At 62.6% G+C, this 19,344-nt stretch carries 18 protein-coding genes and 1 pseudogene; 10 read left to right on the top strand and 9 right to left on the bottom strand.

The genetic code is table 11. From position 1 onward, the window contains the following. Positions 1 to 10 precede the first annotated feature (10 nt). The 7 genes from K225_RS0107535 to K225_RS20555 are packed head-to-tail and all read right to left on the bottom strand — an operon-like array spanning position 11 to position 6,506. Entirely contained in the window at positions 11 to 1,540 is a 1,530-nt protein-coding gene (locus tag K225_RS0107535; protein ID WP_026435832.1) for a UxaA family hydrolase, read from the bottom strand. Further along, entirely contained in the window at positions 1,540 to 2,733 is a 1,194-nt protein-coding gene (locus K225_RS0107530) for a fumarylacetoacetate hydrolase family protein (RefSeq protein WP_026435831.1), read from the bottom strand. The genes K225_RS0107535 and K225_RS0107530 overlap by 1 nt, the downstream gene beginning before the upstream one ends. Positions 2,734 to 2,735: 2 nt before the next feature. Further along, the gene (locus K225_RS0107525) at positions 2,736 to 3,560 is read right to left on the bottom strand and encodes a transporter substrate-binding domain-containing protein (protein ID WP_051248777.1); all 825 of its coding nucleotides are present in this window, start codon (positions 3,558 to 3,560) and stop codon (positions 2,736 to 2,738) included. Between the two features lie 26 nt (positions 3,561 to 3,586). Further along, the gene (locus K225_RS0107520) at positions 3,587 to 4,348 is read right to left on the bottom strand and encodes an amino acid ABC transporter ATP-binding protein (protein ID WP_369794843.1); all 762 of its coding nucleotides are present in this window, start codon (positions 4,346 to 4,348) and stop codon (positions 3,587 to 3,589) included. Positions 4,349 to 4,382: 34 nt separating this feature from the next. Then, entirely contained in the window at positions 4,383 to 5,033 is a 651-nt protein-coding gene (locus tag K225_RS0107515; RefSeq protein WP_026435828.1) for an amino acid ABC transporter permease, read from the bottom strand. Positions 5,034 to 5,042: 9 nt separating this feature from the next. Next, positions 5,043 to 5,726 (bottom strand): amino acid ABC transporter permease, encoded by a 684-nt coding sequence (locus K225_RS0107510; RefSeq protein WP_026435827.1) that lies wholly within the window; start codon positions 5,724 to 5,726, stop codon positions 5,043 to 5,045. An 18-nt stretch (positions 5,727 to 5,744) separates the two neighbouring features. Next, a complete protein-coding gene (locus K225_RS20555; protein ID WP_051248769.1) occupies positions 5,745 to 6,506 on the bottom strand; it encodes a FadR/GntR family transcriptional regulator in 762 nt (253 codons plus the stop codon). 117 nt (positions 6,507 to 6,623) lie between these two features. Here K225_RS20555 and K225_RS22440 point away from each other — a divergent pair. Then, positions 6,624 to 6,737 (top strand): annotated as a pseudogene (locus K225_RS22440) (IS5/IS1182 family transposase); the annotation flags it as partial. Between the two features lie 4 nt (positions 6,738 to 6,741). On the opposite strand, the gene K225_RS22790 reads toward K225_RS22440, so the two are convergent. After that, a complete protein-coding gene (locus tag K225_RS22790) occupies positions 6,742 to 7,575 on the bottom strand; it encodes an ISAs1 family transposase (RefSeq protein ID WP_369794842.1) in 834 nt (277 codons plus the stop codon). 193 nt (positions 7,576 to 7,768) lie between these two features. Here K225_RS22790 and K225_RS0107490 point away from each other — a divergent pair, with 193 nt between their 5' ends. The 9 genes from K225_RS0107490 (at position 7,769) to pstS (ending at position 17,982) form a co-directional block, all read left to right on the top strand. Next, positions 7,769 to 8,632: a 3',5'-nucleoside bisphosphate phosphatase gene (locus tag K225_RS0107490; RefSeq protein WP_026435824.1), complete on the top strand. Its 864-nt coding sequence runs from the start codon at positions 7,769 to 7,771 to the stop codon at positions 8,630 to 8,632. Positions 8,633 to 8,657: 25 nt separating this feature from the next. After that, positions 8,658 to 9,293 carry an L-threonylcarbamoyladenylate synthase gene (locus tag K225_RS0107485; RefSeq protein ID WP_026435823.1) on the top strand — a complete coding sequence of 212 codons (636 nt, stop codon included), beginning with the start codon at positions 8,658 to 8,660 and terminating at the stop codon, positions 9,291 to 9,293. Positions 9,294 to 9,366: 73 nt separating this feature from the next. After that, positions 9,367 to 10,035, top strand: coding sequence for a site-2 protease family protein (locus tag K225_RS0107480; protein WP_026435822.1), 669 nt, complete (start codon positions 9,367 to 9,369; stop codon positions 10,033 to 10,035). 31 nt (positions 10,036 to 10,066) lie between these two features. Continuing rightward, positions 10,067 to 11,362: a tryptophan--tRNA ligase gene (locus K225_RS0107475; protein WP_026435821.1), complete on the top strand. Its 1,296-nt coding sequence runs from the start codon at positions 10,067 to 10,069 to the stop codon at positions 11,360 to 11,362. A 67-nt stretch (positions 11,363 to 11,429) separates the two neighbouring features. Beyond that, positions 11,430 to 12,443, top strand: coding sequence for a formylglycine-generating enzyme family protein (locus K225_RS0107470; protein ID WP_034712035.1), 1,014 nt, complete (start codon positions 11,430 to 11,432; stop codon positions 12,441 to 12,443). A 60-nt stretch (positions 12,444 to 12,503) separates the two neighbouring features. Further along, positions 12,504 to 12,947: a thioesterase family protein gene (locus K225_RS0107465; RefSeq protein ID WP_026435819.1), complete on the top strand. Its 444-nt coding sequence runs from the start codon at positions 12,504 to 12,506 to the stop codon at positions 12,945 to 12,947. Positions 12,948 to 13,049: 102 nt separating this feature from the next. Continuing rightward, positions 13,050 to 14,999, top strand: a complete 1,950-nt coding sequence (locus K225_RS0107460; protein WP_026435818.1) for a hypothetical protein — start codon at positions 13,050 to 13,052, stop codon at positions 14,997 to 14,999. Then, a complete protein-coding gene (locus K225_RS20545) occupies positions 14,996 to 16,627 on the top strand; it encodes a PEP/pyruvate-binding domain-containing protein (protein WP_051248767.1) in 1,632 nt (543 codons plus the stop codon). Before K225_RS0107460 ends, K225_RS20545 begins: the two co-directional genes overlap by 4 nt. Positions 16,628 to 16,758: 131 nt before the next feature. Beyond that, the gene (gene pstS / locus K225_RS0107450) at positions 16,759 to 17,982 is read left to right on the top strand and encodes a phosphate ABC transporter substrate-binding protein PstS (RefSeq protein WP_238323201.1); all 1,224 of its coding nucleotides are present in this window, start codon (positions 16,759 to 16,761) and stop codon (positions 17,980 to 17,982) included. 255 nt (positions 17,983 to 18,237) lie between these two features. Here the strand turns inward: pstS and K225_RS0107445 are convergent, their stop codons facing one another. Then, on the bottom strand, positions 18,238 to 19,218 hold the full coding sequence (locus tag K225_RS0107445; protein ID WP_026435816.1) for an NADPH:quinone oxidoreductase family protein: 981 nt from the start codon (positions 19,216 to 19,218) through the stop codon (positions 18,238 to 18,240). Positions 19,219 to 19,344 lie beyond the last annotated feature (126 nt).

Below are 19,344 nucleotides of genomic sequence, written 5' to 3'. Positions count from 1 at the left end.
GCCCGAAGCTTTAAGTAACTGCGCCCAGAGACCATGGGACAAATTCGTTTTGCCCGTAGCCATGCAGTTCGCTCTTGGTTTTCTCACCTGAAGCGACTCTCAGGATAGATTGAAAAATCTGCTCGCCCATCGCGTCCACCGTGACGTCACCGTCTGCGATGTTGCCGCAGTTGATATCGATGTCTGATGCTTGCCTGCGCCACAGAGCGGAGTTTGTCGCCAACTTCATCGACGGCGCAGGCGCACAGCCGTAGGCCGAACCGCGCCCTGTCGTAAAACAAATCAGGTTGGCACCACCGGCAACTTGTCCGGTCGCACTGACGGGGTCGTAGCCAGGAGTGTCCATAAACACCAAACCACGGCGCGTTACCCGTTGGGCGTACTCCACCACCTCGACCAGGTTGGTGCTCCCCCCTTTGGCAACGGCACCCAGCGACTTCTCAAGGATGGTGGTGAGCCCCCCCGCCTTGTTACCTGCGGAGGGATTGTTGTTGAGGTCTGCCCCCATGCGATCACAGTACGCCTCCCACCAACGAATGCGCTGAAGCAGCTTTTCAGCGATCTCCTGACTTTCTGCGCGACGCGTCAACAGATGCTCAGCCCCATAAATTTCCGGGGTTTCAGAGAGAATGGCTGTTCCACCGTGGCGAACAAGGCGATCCATCGCTGCACCCAACGCAGGATTGGCCGTGATGCCGGAATAGCCGTCAGAACCTCCGCACTGCAAACCGACCACGAGGTGACTGGCGGAAACGGGGATGCGCTCGACCGCATTGGCCCGCTCTAAAAGGCCACGCACCGCCTGCACGCCCCGTTCCACCGCAAGCGCAGTACCTCCACTGTCTTGAATGGTGAAGGTCTGCAAGTTCATACCGGTGGTCAAACCCTCGACTTCAACCCAACGTTCGATCTGATTGGTTTCACACCCCAAGCCAATGACCAATACCGCAGCGAAGTTCGCATGCAGTGCGTACCCGGCAAGTGTTCGGCGCAGGATCGCGAGCCCCTCCCCTTCGGCATCGACGGCACACCCTGAACCATGCGTCAAAGCGACGACTCCGTCGATGTTGGGGAAACCGTCCAACTCTTGAGGATGAATATCTCGCCGGAACCGGTCGGCGATGGCACGGGCGACGGTGGCGGAACAATTCACGGACGTCAGGACGCCGATATAGTTTCGCGTCGCAACGCTGCCATTCGGCCGTACGATTCCCCGGAATGTGGCAGCATGATCCACACCCACTGTGGGGCGCGCATCTGCACACGCCATGTCAGCGGCGCCGCGCTCGAAGACCCCCATGGCCAGGTTATGAACGTGCACATGCTCCCCGCAACGTATTGCCTGCGATGCAAAGCCGATGATCTGGCCATAACGCCGTACCGGCGCTCCGACGGCAATGTCACGGATTGCAATTTTGTGGCCAGGTGGCACCAGCCCTAGAACCCTCACCTGCTCGTCGGGCAAGACAGCGCCCGCGATCAGCTGTTGGCGTGCGATGAGCACATCGTCATCAACATGCAGCCGGATGGTGAAGGACATCAGAGCGCTCCATTTCCCAGCAACCCGCGAGCGGCCAGGTTGTTGATGAATGCTCGCAAGCCAAACTGCCAGGGTGCAGCCTGTTCGCTGTGCGCAACCCGGTTACACAACGCCCCAAGATGACTGCTGCGAATTGAAACCCTGTCACCCACCTTGTGTGTAAAGCCTGCACCAGGTTCGCCTCGGTCCTGTGTGGGCGCAAACAAGGTGCCCAGGAACAGCATGAAACCGTCCGGATACTGGTGGGCTGCGGTGGTTTGAGCGACAAGTTCTTGTGGATCACGGCTGATCTGAGACATCGAATTGATGCCATGGAGCGCAAAGCCATCCACGCCTTCCACGGTGAGATGAACAACCTCTTCGCGAACATCGTCGAGATTGAAGGTTTCATCAAAAAGGCGGATGAACGGGCCAATCGCACAGGAGGCGTTGTTGTCTTTGGCCTTGCCCAGCAACAAGGCACTGCGTCCTTCAATATCTCGAAGGTTGACATCGTTCCCTAAAGCTGCGCCAACAATGCGCCCCTGGCTATTGACTGCCAGCACCACCTCCGGTTCAGGATTGTTCCAACTGGAGTCAACGCGGATACCGACGTCAGCACCAGTACCCACACTCGCCAAAACCGGCGCTTTGGTAAAAACCTCGGCGTCGGGACCGATCCCCACCTCAAGATACTGCGACCAGATTCTTTGCTGCAACAGCAAGCGCTTGAGGGCCTGTGCTTGTTCCGAACCAGGTTTGATGGCCGACAAATCACTGCCGATTTGCGCCTGCACCGTCTCACGAACGGTCTGGGCTTTGGCGGGGTCCCCCCCAGCCTGCTCCTCAATGACGCGTTCAATGAGACTCGCAGCAAAAGTCACCCCGGCAGCCTTCACGACCTGAAGATCACACGGCGCGAGAAAGAATGGGGCTCGCAAGTCTCGCTGCGACTCGTCACTGTTGGCCAGAATATCTTCCACGCTTCCGATACGCTCACCAGCCACGGCACGCAGTGCCTGTACCGGATCCTCTCGCTCCAGCAGCGTACTGACAGTAACGAAGTCCGCAGTAACGTCATACACCCCATCACTTCGCACCACCACCACCGCCGGTCCTGCCTGGACGCCAGGGCGCCAGACACGCGCCACCAACGTACCGGCATATCCGTCATCCGGCAAGGCGCGCGTGAGACTCATATTCAGTGCCTGCATGCTCATTGCGCGATTACGCGGGCCTCGTCCGCGAGTTTCTTCATGTCAGGCAATGCAATGCCCATGTGCTTCTGGTAAATCTTGTTCAACTCACCATTGGCCGCATTCTTCTCTACCCAATCGTTGACCCACTTCATCAGCTCGGCATCGTTTTTGCGCAGACCGATAGCCAGCGGGGTGGCACTCAGCGCAAACTTGATCTCCAAATTTTTGGCAGGATTCTTTTGGACCAGCGTTTGCACAGTGAACGACGGCGTCGCGATGGCATCCACCTGACCAGCGATGAGCGCTGTATTCGCTGTGGCATCGTCCTCATAGCGAACCAAAGTGGCCCCCTTGGGGGCTTGCTTGGTCAGCACCAAATCTTGCAAATTTCCCCGAACAACGGCAACGCGCTTGCCATTGAGATCGTCCAGTTTTTCGATCGATGTGCCCTTGGATGCCCCCACGACGAGTTGATTCACGCTGTACGGTGCGGAGAAAGCGACCACCTTGGCACGCTCGGCCGTCACGGCAAACGAAGAGATAACAATGTCGGCCTTGCCTGTCATCAAAAATGGGATGCGGTTAGGTCCACTGACTTGAACGATTTCAAGTGGGACGCCCATGTCTTTTGCCAACGCACGTGCGACGTCAACGTCAGCCCCTTGGGGTTGCATCTGGGCATCGGTCATACCGTATGGGGGGACACTCAAGTCAATGGCCACAAGCAACTTTTTGCGTGCCTGGATTTCCTTGAGTGAGTCCGCGAAGGCCAACGGCGCCGTTCCTGCCAATGCCAAAGCCACAGTGGTCAAAGCAAAAGTTCGGCGGGAAATGAAGGTCATGTCTCTCTCCTTGAGGGTGGTGTGGTTCAAAGACCACTGCTGATGAATTGCGCGAATTCAGCGGTGCGCGGCCGCGTAAACAGCTCTTCCGGTGGGCCCATCTCCCACACCTGGCCCTTGTGCATGAACACCACGATGTCGGCGACACGCCGCGCGAAAGCCATCTCATGCGTCACGAGGACCATCGTCATTCCCTGACGCTTGAGGTCTTCCATGACTTTGAGAACTTCCCCGGTGAGCTCTGGATCAAGGGCAGAAGTCACTTCATCGAAGAGCATGAGTTGGGGCGCCATCGCGAGCGAACGGGCGATCGCCACACGCTGGGACTGTCCGCCCGACAATTGCTCCGGATAGCTCTGGGCTTTTTCGGACAATCCGACCAAAGCAAGCACCTTGTGAGCGACTTTTTGAGCCTCGTGCTTGGACAGCTTCTTCACAGAAGTGAGCGCAAGGGTGATGTTGCGCTCCACCGTGAGGTGTGGGAACAGGTTGTAGCTCTGGAAAACAATTCCCACGTCGCGTCGCAGTTCCCGCACCACCAGCCGATCACGAGAGCTGACATCGTGACCACAAACCTGTAGCGTCCCCTCATCAATGGTTTCCAGGGCATTCATGCATCGAAGCAAGGTACTTTTGCCCGAGCCAGAGCGCCCGACAATGGCCACCATCTGACCCCGCTGTATCTCCAGCGACACGCCGTCAAGAACCTTGAGGGTTCCGAAGCGCTTGACCAAGTCGCGCACGATAACGGCGGCACCCGCACTGGTTTTCGACATGGGTTTGGTCATGGACGTGGTCTGAATTGCGTCGGCGAGGGGGTAATCATTGGCGACCAACATGGAGTTTCCTTTCGAAATGGCGGCTGGCCAGCGAGAGTGGATAGCACAGAGCGAAGTACATCAGCGCAATCACAATGAAAACGGTGAATGGCTGAAAAGTGGAGTTATTCACAATTTGGCCGGCACGGGACAACTCCAAAAAACCAATCACAGAGGCCAGAGAAGTGTTTTTGACGACCTGCACCATGAAACCCACCGTAGGCGGAATCGCCATTCGGCCTGCTTGGGGAAGTACAACATGCAAGTACTGCCCGAATCGACCGATCCCCAGGCACTCTGCGGCCTCCCATTGAGTTTTTGCAACAGCCTGAATACAACCGCGCCAAATCTCACCGAGAAAAGCGCCGGTGTAGAGCGTCAGAGAAAAAGCGGCAGCCAATAATGGCGGCACATTGAACCCGACAATACTGATACCAAAATAGGCCAAAAACAAGAGAACCAGCAGTGGCGTACCCTGCACAACCTGAATATAAGCCCCCGCAGCAAATCGCAACGCGGAAATTCTAGAAACACGGGCCAAGGCGAGGGCCAGACCGAGAATAGCGCCTCCCACAAAAGCAAGGAGCGACAGAATCACCGTCCATTGCGCGGCAACCGCCAGGTAGCCTAAATGCGTCAAAGAAAAGGAGTTCATTTTTATTTCTCAGAGAGGCGTTCCGAGGCGGCGGCGGCGGACAAAAACCAGTTGACCAACCCCCCAGAATGCAATACGAAAGAGAAGAGACAAGATCAAGTAAATCACGGCAACAATCAGGTAAACCTCGAAACTCCTGAATGTTTCGGATTGCAAGACATTGGCAACTGCCGTCAACTCCTCTGCCGATATTTGCGAGGTGACGCTAGAAGCAAGCATCAGCAAGACATACTGGCTAGACAATGCGGGAAATACTCGCTCAACGGCGGGAAGCAGCACGATATGCCAATAGACCTGCAACCGCGATAATCCCAGACACTCTCCCGCCTCGATCTGGCTTCTTGCCACTGACTGAATTCCCGCCCTCAAAATTTCAGTTGAGTAGGCCCCTATATTGATGGTCAAAGCCAGCGCGGCAGATGCTTCTGCTGAAATCTTCAGGCCAAGACTTGCCAAACCGAAATACACCAAAAACACCTGCACGAGCAATGGCGTATTTCTGATCGTCTCAACGTAGCCTCCGACAATTCTTTTAATACCGGGGGAACCGCTGGTACGCCCCAGCGCGCAAACAGCCCCCAATATGAAGCCGAGCACAATAGCGGCGGTGGCCAGTTGCATCGTTAACCAGGCGCCATGCACAAAGCGCGGCCAGGTGTCCGCAAAAAATGAAAAATCGAATTGATATTGCATGATCCGCTGTTTGACTTGTTAGGACCAAGCTGTTGTACCGTTGGCCTTTTGGATGGGAGTGGCGGCCTCTTGCCCGGCAACATTTGCCAATTCCCAGCCCCGCTCCAGCGCTGCACGCACCGTATCCAGGTGGTGAACCATCGCCGCCCGCGCTACTTCAGGCTGGCGACTCTCAATTGCCTCGACCAACCTGCGATGCTCATCGATAGCTGCGGCATGCCGGTCGGGGCTGTCAAAGTGTTCGTCAAGCTTGCGAAACATCGCGCTGTAGCGGAAGCTCCACAACTGATGAACCAAGTGCACCAATGCGCTATTTCCAGATGCCTCGGCAATGCGCAGGTGAAACTGCGCATCGGCATTGAGTCCAACTCCGCTCGCATTAACCTCATCGGCCATCCACTGCAGCGTCTCGCGAATTCTGGTGTGCTGCGACTCCGTCCCGTTGCTCGCAGCCAGCGCAGCAGTTTCCCCTTCAATCAAGTACCGCGCGGAGAGCACCTCAAACGGGCCTGGCTCTCCTAACTCATCGGTCACCGAATTGGCTGCGGGTGCGGCATTCACAAAGACCCCTAGACCTACGCGGACGTCGATAAGACCATCAATTTCCATTGCTATCAAAGCCTCGCGTACCGAAGCACGGCTGACGCTGAGCTGAGCCGACAAATCACGCTCCGACGGCAACCGGTCACCTGGCCTGAACTCACCTTTCCGAATGAGATCGGCCAGCTGATCGGCGATTTGCCTGTATAGCCGCTGGGAAGAAATAGCTTGAATTGGCATATCGAGTTACCTAGTGTTCTAGTGGCCTGACCACATGAACGAAGGATAGATGAGCAGTTAAACCTGCACACCTAGCATTTACCCTAGAGATACCTCTTTTCGAAAACCACCGATGCCATTCACATAAAGGGGACAGACGTCTTTGGTGACGCTGGTTACCAAGGCGCACTCAAGCGCCCGGATGCCAGGAAGGACGCCACCTGGCATGGAGCGATGCGCCCAGGCAAGCGCACCTTCACCGAGCCGTCTTTCTTGAGCAACTGCAATGCCATGCGCCGCAGCAACGTCTGGTTGTGCGGACCCTGGTCCTTGTAAGACTGCGCAGCATCCTCGCGCATCGCCACGTCCAGGCTCCAGTGCAACTGGTTCTCCACCGCCCAGTGCGAGCGGATGCTGTGCACCAGCACATGCGCTGGCGTGTGACCTGCACCACGCTCGCCAGCCCCGGCCATTGGGCTGGCGCTCGCTGCAAGGCCTCGGGTACGGGGCTGACCCGGTAGCTGCGCAACTCCTCACGCCCATGGCCGCTTGAGCGCTCGGCATAGGTGTTGGCTCCTGGCTGCGGTGCTGCTGCCGGTGCCTCAAAGTGCTTTCGCACCACCGCATGCATGTGCCGCTGTTTGCCTTTGACCGACAGAACATAGCCCGCGCCATGCTCATGCAATTGCTGGGCGATGGCCTTTTGGCAACCTATGGCATCGATGGTGACGATGCAGCCCTTCAGGTGCAGCAAGCTCAGCAGCTCGGGGATGGCGGTGAACTCGTTGCTCTTGCCATCGACCTGGCACTGGCCCAGCAACAATCCCATGTCGGCGGCCCAGGCGCTGACCCTGTGCAGCGGCTTGCGGGCATCTCCCTTGCGGCTGCCGCGCACGCTTTTGCCGTCAATTGCCACCGTGCCATGCACCTGCCCAGCCACCTGCACCAGCCACCGCTGGCAGGCCAGCTGCAGTTGCCTGGCATCGAGCAAGCGAAACACCCGGGCAAAGGTGTCGTGCGAGGCGATACCCGAGGGCAGCGGGACGAAGCGAATGAACCCGTCGTGGTGCGGCGCGCCGAACGCGGCCACTTCCACCCAGTTGTCCGCGCCCGCAATGGTGGCGCATCGGGTGATCGAACGCTGTAGTTTCGCTGTGATGGAGGGCTGGATTGAGATGCGATCGCCCTGGCGCCTGACGCAGGCCCGGTGTGCGTCAACCCCAAGGCGGCTGCGTGGCTCTCCAACGCCAGCGCCCGACACGGCAAACCCGTAGAATCGATTGGTGACCACCTACCTCAATGCCGACCTGCACTGCCACTCCGTGGTATCGGACGGAACCATGGCGCCCGAGGACCTGGCGGCGCGGGCCAAGGCCAACGGGGTCGAGCTGTGGGCCCTGACCGACCATGACGAAATCGGTGGCCAGCACCGCGCCGCTGCCGCCGCCCGCAGCCTGGGCATGGCCTACCTCACCGGCACCGAAATCTCGGTCAGCTTTGCCGGCACCACGGTGCATATCGTGGGCCTGGGGTTCGACCCCGACAACCCGCAACTCGTGCAAGGCCTGGCCGCCACCCGGGGTGGCCGGGGTGCACGCGCCCGCGAAATGGCCACTCAGCTGGCGCAGGCAGGCATTCCCGGCGCCTATGAAGGTGCCCTGCAGTTCGTGGGCAACCCCGAACTGGTTTCACGCACCCACTTTGCGCGTTTTCTGGTGGACACCAAGGTCTGCCGGGACACCGCCGAGGTGTTTCGCAAATACCTGATCGAAGGCAAGCCCGGCTATGTGCCGCACCGCTGGGCGGCGCTGGGGGACGCGGTGCGCTGGATCACCGAGGCCGGCGGCGTGGCCGTCATCGCCCACCCGGCCCGTTACCCGCTCTCCGCCAACGAGGAATACGCGCTGTTTTCCGAGTTCAAGGCCCATGGCGGCCAGGGCGTGGAAGTGGTCACCGGCAGCCACAGCGCGGCCGAATACGTCACCTACGGGGCCATGGCCCACGAGTTTGGCCTGGCCGCCTCGCGCGGCAGCGACTTTCACAGCCCCGAAGAATCCCACACCGACCTGGGCGCCCTGCCCCTGCTGCCCGGCACCCTCACCCCCGTGTGGGAACTGCTGGCCGAGCGGGTGCGGCCCGCCACCTGACATTGACCTGGAGGCATTGACTGCCATGGCCCAGTATTTCGAAGTCCACCCCGACAACCCGCAACCCCGCCTGCTCAAACAGGCGGCGGCCCTGCTGCAAAAAGGCGGCATCGTGGCCGTGCCCACCGATTCGAGCTACGCGCTGGTCTGCCACCTCGACGACAAGGACGCCGTCGATCGCCTGCGCCGCATCCGCCAGGTGGACGACAAGCACCACCTGACCCTGCTGTGCCGCGACCTGTCGGAGCTGGCCAACTACGCCCGTGTGGACAACCGCCAGTACCGGCTGCTCAAGCTGGGCACGCCGGGGCCCTACACCTTCATTCTGGAAGCCACCAAAGAGGTGCCGCGCCGCGTGAGCCACCCTTCGCGCAAGACCATCGGCCTGCGCGTGCCCAACCGCAAGGGCCTGCAACTGCTGCTGGAGCTGCACGGCGCGCCGCTGCTGGCCACCACCCTGATTCCAGCCGGCGAAACCGAGCCCCTGAACGACCCGCAGGAAATCCGCGAACGCTACGAGAAGCTGATCGACGCCATCGTGGACGCGGGCGCCTGCCCCCTGGAGCCCACCACCGTGATCGACCTCACGCCCATGGGCAACGGTGGCGAGCCCGAGGTGCTGCGTGAAGGGCGCGGCAGCGTGCAGGCCCTGGGGCTCTGAGAGCCTGCCGTGCACGCCAAGGTTCAAAGCCCCGCGGGCGGGCGGCCCGCCGGCGTCTGAGACAATCTGGCCGGTGGACATCTCCAATCTCATCCAAACCGTTCTGATCTACGCCCTGCCGGTGCTGTTTGCCATCACCGTGCACGAGGCGGCCCACGGCTACACCGCGCGCCACTTTGGCGACAACACCGCGTACATGCTGGGGCGCATCACCCTCAACCCCCTCAAGCACATCGACCCGGTCGGCACCATCCTGATGCCGCTGCTGCTGTACTTCGCCACCTCGGGCGCCTTCCTGTTCGGCTATGCCAAACCGGTGCCGGTGAATTTCGGCAACCTGCGCAACCCCAAGCGCCACATGGTGTGGGTGGCCCTGGCGGGGCCGGCCTCCAACTTCATCCAGGCCGTGCTGTGGGCCATATTGCTGGTGGCCCTGGTGGGCACGGGCGTGGACGAGCGCTTCTTCATCGAGATGGCGCGCGCCGGCGTGCTGGTCAACCTGGTGATGTGGGCGTTCAACCTGTTTCCGCTGCCGCCGCTGGACGGTGGGCGCATTCTGGTGGGCCTGCTGCCCTGGAAGCAGGCGCACATGGTGTCGCGCATCGAGCCCTATGGCTTTTTCATCGTGATGGGCCTCGTCATCGCGGGCATCGTGGGCGCGCTGTGGCTGCGCCCGCTGATGTCGCTGGGCTACAGCGCCATCAACCTGCTGCTGACACCCCTCACCGCACTCCTGCGCTGACCCCCTCTCACTCTTTCTGCGGCATCGTTTCATGAGCACCACCCGCTTTCTCACCGGCATCACCACCACGGGCACGCCCCACCTGGGCAACTACGTCGGCTCCATCCGCCCCTCGGTGGCGGCCAGTCGCGCGCCCGGCGTGCAGAGCTTTTATTTTCTGGCCGACTACCACGCGCTCATCAAGTGCGAGGACCCGGCGCGCATCCAGCGCTCGACGCTGGAGATCGCCGCCAGCTGGCTGGCCGCCGGCCTGGACCCGGAGCGCGTCACCTTCTACCGCCAGTCCGACATCCCCGAGACCACCGAACTGACCTGGCTGCTCACCTGCGTCACCGGCAAGGGCCTGCTCAACCGCGCCCACGCCTACAAGGCCGCACAGGACAAGAACGCCGCCGCCGGCCGCGAGCCCGACGATGGCGTGACGGCGGGCCTGTTCATGTACCCCGTGCTGATGGGGGCCGACATCCTGATCTTCAACGCCCACAAGGTACCCGTGGGCCGCGACCAGATCCAGCACATCGAGATGGCGCGCGACATGGCGGCCAGCTTCAACCACCTGTATGGCGAGCATTTCACGCTGCCCGAAGCGGCGATCGACGAGCATGTGGCCACGCTGCCGGGGCTCGATGGCCGCAAGATGAGCAAGAGCTACGACAACACGATCCCGCTGTTCTCCTCGCGCGAGCAACTGCGCAAGCTGATCGGCGGCATCCTGACCGACTCGCGCGCGCCCGGCGAGCCCAAGGAGGCCGAGGGTTCGGCCCTGTTCCAGATCTACCAGGCCTTTGCCACGCCTGAAGAAACCGAGGCGCTGCGCAAGCACTATGCCGAGGGCATTGCCTGGGGCGATGCCAAGCAGATGCTGTTCGAGCGCATCGACCGCGACGTGGCCCCCCTGCGCGCGCGCTACGAGGACCTGATCGCCCACCCCGAGAAGATCGAGCAGACCCTGCTGGCGGGTGCCGAGCGCGCGCGCCAGATCGCCACGCCCTTTGTGCGCACGCTGCGCGCTGCAGTGGGCCTGCGCAGCCTGGCCCAGGGCGCCACCGCCCCCAAGACCGCCAAGACCACCAAGGCCGCCCTGCCCAGCTTCAAGCAATACCGCGAAGCCGACGGCCAGTTCTACTTCAAGTTCGTGGCCGCCGACGGCCGCCTGCTGCTGCAAAGCACGGGCTTTGCCGCACCCAAGGACGCAGGCCAGGCCATCGCCCGGCTGCAGCAGCAGGGTGAAGGCGCCCTGTCCGGCCTGCTGGCCCCCGTGGAGGGCGTGCTGCCACAGGACGTGGCCGCGGCCCTGCAGCAATTGGCCGAAGCCGCCAACAGCTGATGGACAGCACTGGATGCTATTATTTATATAGCAATTAGCGCTTGATGAATAAGCACCGGAGGCCAGAATGAGTGACAAGCCTGCCCTCCTCCTGCTTTGTGCGCTGGCGCCCGTGGCTTGCGCCGTGGCGGCGCCGCCCAAGGCGCCTGGCCCCCAGGTCTGGACCAATACACTCGGCATGGCCTTCGTGAAGGTGCCGGCCGGCAGCTTCTGGATGGGCAGCGATGATTCCCCCGACACGCTGGCCCAAGCCTTCCCCCAACTGGAGCGCAAGCGGTTCACCGAGATCACCGACGAAGGCCCGGCGCACCGCGTGCGCATCCGCCGCGCTTTTTACATGGGGCAGCATGAAGTCACCGTGGGGCAGTTCCGGCGCTTCATCGAGGCCTCGGGTTACCGCCCGCAAGCCGAGGCCGATGGCTCGGGCGGCTATGGCTACAACCCCGATTACGACCCCGCCACCACCACCCGCGGCGACGCCTTCGAAGGGCGCGACATGCGCTACTCCTGGCGCAACCCCGGCTTTGCCCAGGATGACGACCACCCCGTCGTCAATGTGACCTGGAACGACGCCCAGGCGCTGGCCGCCTGGCTCAGCCGCACCGAAGGCCAGCGCTACCGCCTGCCCACCGAAGCCGAATGGGAATACGCCTGCCGTGCCGGCACCCGCACCCGCTACCCGCACGGCGATGCGCCCGCAGGGCTGGAACGCGCGGCCAATGTCTTCGACCAGGCAGCCGCGCCCTATTGGCCGCGCTGGCGGCAGCACGCCCTGGCCGGCAGCGATGGCTACGCCTTCACGGCACCCGTAGGCCGCCTGGCGCCCAACGCGTTCGGGTTGCACGACATGCTGGGCAATGCCTGGGAGTGGGTGGCGGACTGGCATGATGACCACTACTACGCCCAGTCCCCCCGCACCGACCCGCAAGGCCCCGCCGATGGCAGCGTGCGGGTGCGCCGGGGCGGCTCCTGGCACACCTGGGCGTTTTATGCCCGCTGCGGCTACCGCAACTGGAACAGCTCCGCCACGCGCTACACGCTGGTGGGCATGCGCCTGGTGCGCGAAATCGGGCGGCCCTGATGGCTTGCAAGGATGCCTGCGCTGTTCTGCCCGCCGCCAGCGCAGGCGACAATGGCCTGCATGCCATGGGACTATCCACAACCGTTCACGCAGGCCGCGGCACCGCAGGCGCACGACATTGACGGCCTGAACCACACCAACAATGCCGTCTACGTGCAGTGGTGCGAAAAAACCGCCTGGGCACACTCGCAGGCCCTGGGGCTGGACCTTGCCGACTACCACCGCCTGGACCGGGCCATGGCCATCCGCCGCAGCACCTACGACTACCTGCTGCCCTCGGTGCTGGGTGACGAGCTCACCCTGGGCACCTGGCTGACGGCCAGCGACGGCAAGCTGACCATGGAGCGGCGCTTCCAGCTCATCCGCAACCGCGACCAGGCCACCATCTTGCGGGGCCACTGGGAACTGGTGTGCATCGAGCTGGGCGGCGGCAAACCGCGGCGCATGCCCGAGGAGTTTTGCCGCATCTACCTGCCCGCCCTGGCTGCACCAGCCGCCTGCTGAGCAGCGCAGGGGCCCCGCCACTGCCGGCGGTGTCGCCCACCCTGTCATCACCGTGCCATCCGCACGGGCGCTAATCCCCTTGAACTTGCGGAGACTCTACCGATGCTCAAGGAAAAAGCGGTGGCATCCCTGGGGCAGCCCTCGCTGCTGATGCCCGCGTGGATCCAATCCGCCCTGGCGGCCAATGACCGGCTCAAGCTGTACCTGACCCTGCTCCAATCGGCAGCGCAGCGCGCATCCACGCCCGATACGCCGACGGGGCCGTGGGAAAAAGGCCTCGCGCGCACAGAACTGCAGGACGCGCCCTGGGCCCGGGAGCTGGTGGGCGGCGCCTACTGCGACGACGACCTGCTAATCCTGCCGCACCTGGAGAACCTGCTGGAGGCGCTGTCCAACGACCTGACCACCATGGCCCGCCCCCTGTGCGACACCGGGCAGCCCAGCGCCTCGGCGCTGACCGTGCGGCGCGACCACTGGCTGCAGCAACTGCACGCCCTGGCCGACGACGAGGGCTTGCGCCATGCCGCCCTGACCGAACTCACCCACGGGGATCGCCAGCGGGGCGACAGCCTGCACCTGCTGGTGATGGACCTGCACAGGCAGATCAATGCGCTGTCAAGCGAACTCGCCACCGAAGACATCGATGGCGCCCACGCCTGGCAGGTGCAGGACGACGACCGGCCGCTGATCCGCGCCTTCATGCGCGGGCTGCACCGCACGGCCGCCCTAAAGTTCTTGCATCCCGGCCTGGACACCGCCGTGACGCGCAACGGCCAGCGGCTGCTGATCCAGAACGATATCGGCACCAACGACGTGCATGTGCTGGTGATCGCGGTGCAGGACAGCACCATCTCGCTCACCTACTCCGACCTGCATCCGGGCCGCTTCGGCTTTTTCCGGCAGATGCTCGAAGACATGGGCTTTGCCTGGCAGGTGTTCGACCCCCGGGTCTCCGACGGGCTCAACGCCGGCAAACCCTACCTGGTGGGCCAGGCCCGCCTGGAGGCGCAGGACAGCGCCCAGCTGCAAACCGGGCTGGACAACGTGGCCTCGCGCATCGTCTTCGTGATCGACTGGAACCGGGCACGCAAACGCCTGCAGCATTTCGTGAGCAAGGCCCGGGCCATCGAACTGCTCACGCAGGCGGCGCGCAACGACTGGGGGCACATGGCCTGGCTGCTGGCCGGCGCCGATCACCTGGTCTACAACGCCATGCAGGCCGTGGACAGCGAAGCCTTCCACGTTGGCGACCGGCTCGATGACGTGCTCGGCGAGGCCGCCGCCAGCGCCTACCTGCTGGAGTTGCTGCGCATCTCCAGCATGCTGCTGCGCCAGCAGCAGCCCGTGTCGCTGGTGGCCGATGAAGCCCGCCTGCTGCTGGCCCGCGTGCTGCGCCAGCGCACCTTCGAATTCGACCTGCTGGCCGAGCACGCCGCCTTCACGCACGCGCTGGCCGAGGGCCTGTGCGATGCCCTGGAAAACCCCGGCGATGCCGCCCAGACCCAGGCCCAGGTGCTGCGCGCAAAAAACTGGGAACGCCAGGCCGACCACCTGCTCATGGACGCCCGCCAGCGGGCCGAGCGCCGGCCCCGCTGGCTGCCGGTCGTGGACTGCCTGGCCCAGGCCGACGATGTGGCCGATGCGCTGGAAGAAGCCACCTTCATGCACTCGCTCACCCTCATCCATCCGGCGCCAGGCCTGCCCACCGAAGTGCGCGCCGCCCTGTGCCAGCTGGCGGCCACCACGCTGTCGGCCATCCAGGATCTGGTCAAGGCCATCGAAATTGCCCGCCAGGTCAGCCAGCGGGCCGACGGACCCGACAGCGAACTGTTCCTGCAGACGCTGTGGCGCATGCTGCGCGCCGAACGCCAGTGCGACGACCTGTTTCGCCAGGCCCGCACCACCATGGTCAAGAGCCTGCGCAGTGCCCCGGTGGACCTGATGCTGGCCAACGACCTGGCCGCCACGCTCGAAAAAGCCACCGACAAGCTGCTGCGGGTGGGCTACGCACTGCGCCAGATGGTGTTCAACAAAACCGGAATGTCGGCATGAAATCCAGCTCCAGTTTGCCAAAGCACCTGTACCTTCTTGCCACACCGGCCAGTACGCAACTGCACAAGCCCTCACCGGAAACCATGGGCTCCAAGGGTTTCAATCTGCACCGCATGACCCAGGCCGGGCTGAACGTGCCGGTGGCGCTGGTGATTGGCACGCGCTACACCCACGCCCCGCAGGACTGTTTTCTGCCGGTGTTCTCCGTGGGCCTGCACGCGCTCGAAGAGAGCACCGGCCTGCTGTTTGGCGACGAGCGCAACCCGCTGATCCTGTCGGTGCGCTCGGGTGCACCGGTATCGATGCCGGGCATGCTCGAAACCCTGCTCAACATCGGCCTGAACGACCACACCCTGCCCGGCCTGGTGCGCCAGACCGGCAACCCCCGCATGGCCTGGGACGCCTACCGGCGCCTGGTGGCCAGCTACGGCGAGGTGGTGCAGGGGCTGCCGGCCGCGCTTTTTGAAACCGAGATCGAACGCATCACCCAGGGCCAGGACGAGCGGCTGCTCGACTTCGGCCAGCTGCGCCAGCTCACACGCAGCTTTCTCGCCCTTTATGAAACCCATGCCGGCCGGCCCTTTCCACAGGACGCGCGGGAACAGCTCTCCGGCGCCATCGGGGCGGTGTTTGCCTCGTGGCATGCCGACAAGGCAGCGGCCTACCGGCGCATCCACCAGATCGACCATGGCATGGGCACCGCCGTGATCCTGCAGCGCATGGTGTTCGGCAACACCGGCGGGCATTCCGGTGCTGGCGTGGGCTTCACGCGCGACCCCAGCACCGGTGAAAGCCGCCTGTGGGTCGACTTTCTGGCCAACGCGCAAGGCGAAGACGTGGTTTCGGGCCGGCGCAACGCGCACGGCCACGCCACCCTGGCGGCCGTGGCGCCCGAGGCCTGGCAGCAGCTGCAAGCCTCAGCCCAGGCACTGGAGCAGCATTTCAAGGACATGCAGGATTTCGAGTTCACCGTGCAGGACGGCGTGCTGCACCTGCTGCAAACGCGCGCAGGCAAGCGCACACCGCTGGCCGCCGTACGCATTGCCCTGGACCTGCTGGACGAAGGCCTGATCGACAGCACCGAGGCCTTGCGCCGCACCGAATCCATGCACGAAGACGCGCTGGGCACCGTGCGCATGGTTGCCAGCGACGACGCCGACAGCACGCCAACGCCCCTGGCCGTGGCCAACCCGGCCTGCTCTGGCGTGGTGTCGGGCGCCATTGCGCTGGATGCGCAGGCGGTCGAACGCCTGGTGCAGCAGGGCGTCCCGGCCATCCTGGTGCGCCAGGACGCCGAAACCAGTGACATTGCCGCCATGCAGGGCGCGCAGGGCCTGCTCACCCAGCGCGGCGCCCGCACATCGCACGCCGCCGTGGTGGCCCGGCAGATGGGAAAAACCTGCCTGGTGGGTTGCACGGCGCTGCACATCAACGAAGCAGATCGCACCCTGCAGCTGGGCACCCAGACTCTCAACGAGAACGACATGGTCACGCTGGACGGCAACGACGGCGCCATCTATGCAGGCCAGGCCACCAGCGCCCTGGTGCCCGACACCGCGCTGCGTACGCGGCTGTCAGAACTGCGCAGCCTGCACGCGGGCAAGAAAGCACGCCGCCCGCAGCATTGATGGCGGCAGGCAAGCGACCGCAGGCGCACACCGCGCTGCGCCGCATGCCCGCTGGATGCCATCTGCAGCCGCCCTTGTGTCCCGGTCTCCGCGAGGGAAATAGAGCGCCTGTTACGATTCAATTCCGGGCCATGTTCGTGGCCCGAAATCTCAATGCGCCCTCCATGCCCGCATGGCATTCCACTGCACAAGATGCAGCTGACCTCGCATTGGAAACTACCCACTTCGGCTTCCGCAAAAAACTCTCTGGGTTGACTCCACGTCATCCGCAGAGAAAACCCAACGTCATGAATCGCATCTTTTTCGCATTGGTTTGTATTTTTTCCACCCTGGGTTCCATGGGTGCCATGGCCCAAAGCATTACCGGTGCCGGCTCTTCGGCCGCCGCCCCCATTTACCGCAGCTGGGCCAAGGCATACAACCGTTCGACGGGAGCCGTCGTGGAATACGATCCCGTGGGCTCCTCGGGCGGCATCAAGAAGATTCGCCAGAACGAGGTGGGATTCGGCGCATCGGATGTGGCGCCTTCCACCAAGGAGCTCACAGAGAGTGGTCTGGTCACCTTCCCTGTGGCCATCACCGGAATATCGCCCGTATTCCACCTGGCCAAAATAGCCGACGGCCAATTGCGCCTGTCTGGCGAGGTATTGAGCCGCATTTTCATGGGCGAGATCAGCCGATGGAATGCACCAGAAATCACCGCCCTCAATCCCGGCGTAGCCCTGCCCAACGAGGCGATCAAGGTCATCGTGCGTTCGGACGGCTCAGGCACCACCTACAACTTCACGGACTATCTCGGCAAGGTGTCTGCCAAATGGAAGAATGCCTACGGCGCCAAAACAAGCATCCAATGGCCCGAAGGTTTTATGGGAGCCAAGGGCAGCGATGGCGTTGCCAAGGCCCTGCAGGAAACCCCCGGCTCCATTGCCTATATCGACCACGGTTATGTCAAGGAATATGGCCTTGCCACTGCCCAGATGAAGAATGCAGAGGGCGAATTTATCCGTCCGTCGGTCAGTGCATTCAAGGCCGCACTGGCCAACAGTGAATGGGCCACCTCCGGCTCCTTTTCGGAAACGCTGACCCAGAAGCCCGGAAAAGGCTCCTGGCCCATCACCATGGGTACTTTCGTTGTTGTCCCCAAGGTTGCAAGCAACCCCGGGCAAACATTGGCAGCGCTCAAGTTCTTTGCCTGGTCATTCCTCAACGGCGATACGCTGGTGCAGGAAAACAATTTCGTGCGCCTGCCAGACCGCGTGCAGGCGGCCGCCTTCAAGGCCATTACGTCCGTCAAGGACAAGTCGGGCGCTCCCATTGGCATGGCCCTTATTTCCTCGCTGCTGGGCGGCAAATAAAACAGCGGTACGGAGAGGCCCCTGACCGAGCCGCTCCGATGGGTGGCCGGTGGTGGCACTCCCGGCACTGCAATGGCGGCCCTGCTGCCCCCACGTTCGTGGCGTTGTAGAGCGCATCCTCCACGAATTCCGGTGGCGTCTCCAGCTGCACTACCCGGAACAACGCCTCACTTGCATTGCACTTGTTCAAATGCACCCTTTACCTGCATGCGAACTTGCGAGAAGAGGGGGCAGAGTGTTGCCTAACCAGAGAATTCAGCCGCGTGGCAGCACCACCAGTTTGCCCATAGCTTGGCGAGTGGACAGGCGAACCATGGCCGAGGCCGCTTGCTCCAGCGTTACACGTTCGGTCACAGGTGGCTTAACCTTGCCTTGCTGGAACCAGTCGCTGAGTTGCTTCAGATCCACCTCCAGTTGCTGTGGGTCTTTGCGCATGGCCGCGCCCCAGAACACACCCAGAATGGCACGTTCCTTGAGCAGGATCAGGTTCAACGGCAGCTTGGGGATCTCGCCCGCGGCAAAGCCCACCACCAGGTAACGGCCGCGCCAGGCGGTGGCCCGCAAGGCCGTCTCGGCATACGCACCGCCGACCGCGTCGTACACCACGTCAGCGCCTTCGCCATTAGTTAAACGCTCAACTTCGCGACGCCAGTCGGGTTGCGTGTAGTCGATAGTTTCGTCAGCTCCAGCCTGCTTGGCCAATGCGCGTTTTTCGTTGCTGGAGGCGGCGGCGATCACACGGGCGCCCATGGCCTTTGCAATCTCGACCGCTGCGATGCCTACGCCACCAGCAGCCCCCAGAACCATCAGGGTTTCATCAGGCTGGAGGCGGCCGATGGTTTGTAACGCATGCAACGAAGTGCCATAGGCCAAGACGAATGAAGCACCGACGTCGAAATCCATGCCCTTGGGCAGTGGCAGTACCCGGCTGGCTTCAGCCAAGGCCTGTTCGGCAAAAGCCCCCGTGCCTGTGGAGCAGACCACACGGTCACCGACTCGGATGTGTTGAATCCCTTCGCCCACGGCGGAAACGACACCGGACAGTTCCGCGCCCGGTGTGAATGGCAACGGCGGCTTGACCTGATAGAGGCCTTGCACCATCAAGGTGTCGGGGTAGTTGATGGATGCAGCATGCACGTCCACCAATACCTGACCGGCAGCCGGTACTGGCGTAGGAATGTTTTCCACCCGCAAGTTGTCGATGGGGCCGAAGGCGTGGCAGCGCAGTGCGTTCATGGTGGTTTGGTCTCCTATTGGTGAATCGAAAGGCATGTCAGATGATGGGGAAGGCCATTTCCGACACGTCCATATGCCAGAGCATGATCCCATCAGAACGTGACTCTTGCTTCTATAAAATTCCAC

The organism is Acidovorax sp. JHL-9 (assembly GCF_000426205.1).
In the GTDB taxonomy this organism is placed as follows: domain Bacteria; phylum Pseudomonadota; class Gammaproteobacteria; order Burkholderiales; family Burkholderiaceae_C; genus Acidovorax; species Acidovorax soli.
Note: the sequence above shows the minus strand (reverse complement) of the source record. Positions and strands in the feature narration are given on the sequence as shown.

Coding starts and splice junctions, on each gene's coding strand:
- K225_RS0107535 (WP_026435832.1), bottom strand. CDS start 1,540: ATGTCCTTCACCATCCGGCTGCATGTTGATGACGATGTGCTCATCGCA.
- K225_RS0107530 (WP_026435831.1), bottom strand. CDS start 2,733: ATGCAGGCACTGAATATGAGTCTCACGCGCGCCTTGCCGGATGACGGA.
- K225_RS0107525 (WP_051248777.1), bottom strand. CDS start 3,560: ATGACCTTCATTTCCCGCCGAACTTTTGCTTTGACCACTGTGGCTTTG.
- K225_RS0107520 (WP_369794843.1), bottom strand. CDS start 4,348: ATGACCAAACCCATGTCGAAAACCAGTGCGGGTGCCGCCGTTATCGTG.
- K225_RS0107515 (WP_026435828.1), bottom strand. CDS start 5,033: ATGAACTCCTTTTCTTTGACGCATTTAGGCTACCTGGCGGTTGCCGCG.
- K225_RS0107510 (WP_026435827.1), bottom strand. CDS start 5,726: ATGCAATATCAATTCGATTTTTCATTTTTTGCGGACACCTGGCCGCGC.
- K225_RS20555 (WP_051248769.1), bottom strand. CDS start 6,506: ATGCCAATTCAAGCTATTTCTTCCCAGCGGCTATACAGGCAAATCGCC.
- K225_RS0107485 (WP_026435823.1), top strand. CDS start 8,658: ATGGCCCAGTATTTCGAAGTCCACCCCGACAACCCGCAACCCCGCCTG.
- K225_RS0107475 (WP_026435821.1), top strand. CDS start 10,067: ATGAGCACCACCCGCTTTCTCACCGGCATCACCACCACGGGCACGCCC.
- K225_RS0107470 (WP_034712035.1), top strand. CDS start 11,430: ATGAGTGACAAGCCTGCCCTCCTCCTGCTTTGTGCGCTGGCGCCCGTG.
- K225_RS0107465 (WP_026435819.1), top strand. CDS start 12,504: ATGCCATGGGACTATCCACAACCGTTCACGCAGGCCGCGGCACCGCAG.
- K225_RS0107460 (WP_026435818.1), top strand. CDS start 13,050: ATGCTCAAGGAAAAAGCGGTGGCATCCCTGGGGCAGCCCTCGCTGCTG.
- K225_RS20545 (WP_051248767.1), top strand. CDS start 14,996: ATGAAATCCAGCTCCAGTTTGCCAAAGCACCTGTACCTTCTTGCCACA.
- pstS (WP_238323201.1), top strand. CDS start 16,759: ATGTTCGTGGCCCGAAATCTCAATGCGCCCTCCATGCCCGCATGGCAT.
- K225_RS0107445 (WP_026435816.1), bottom strand. CDS start 19,218: ATGAACGCACTGCGCTGCCACGCCTTCGGCCCCATCGACAACTTGCGG.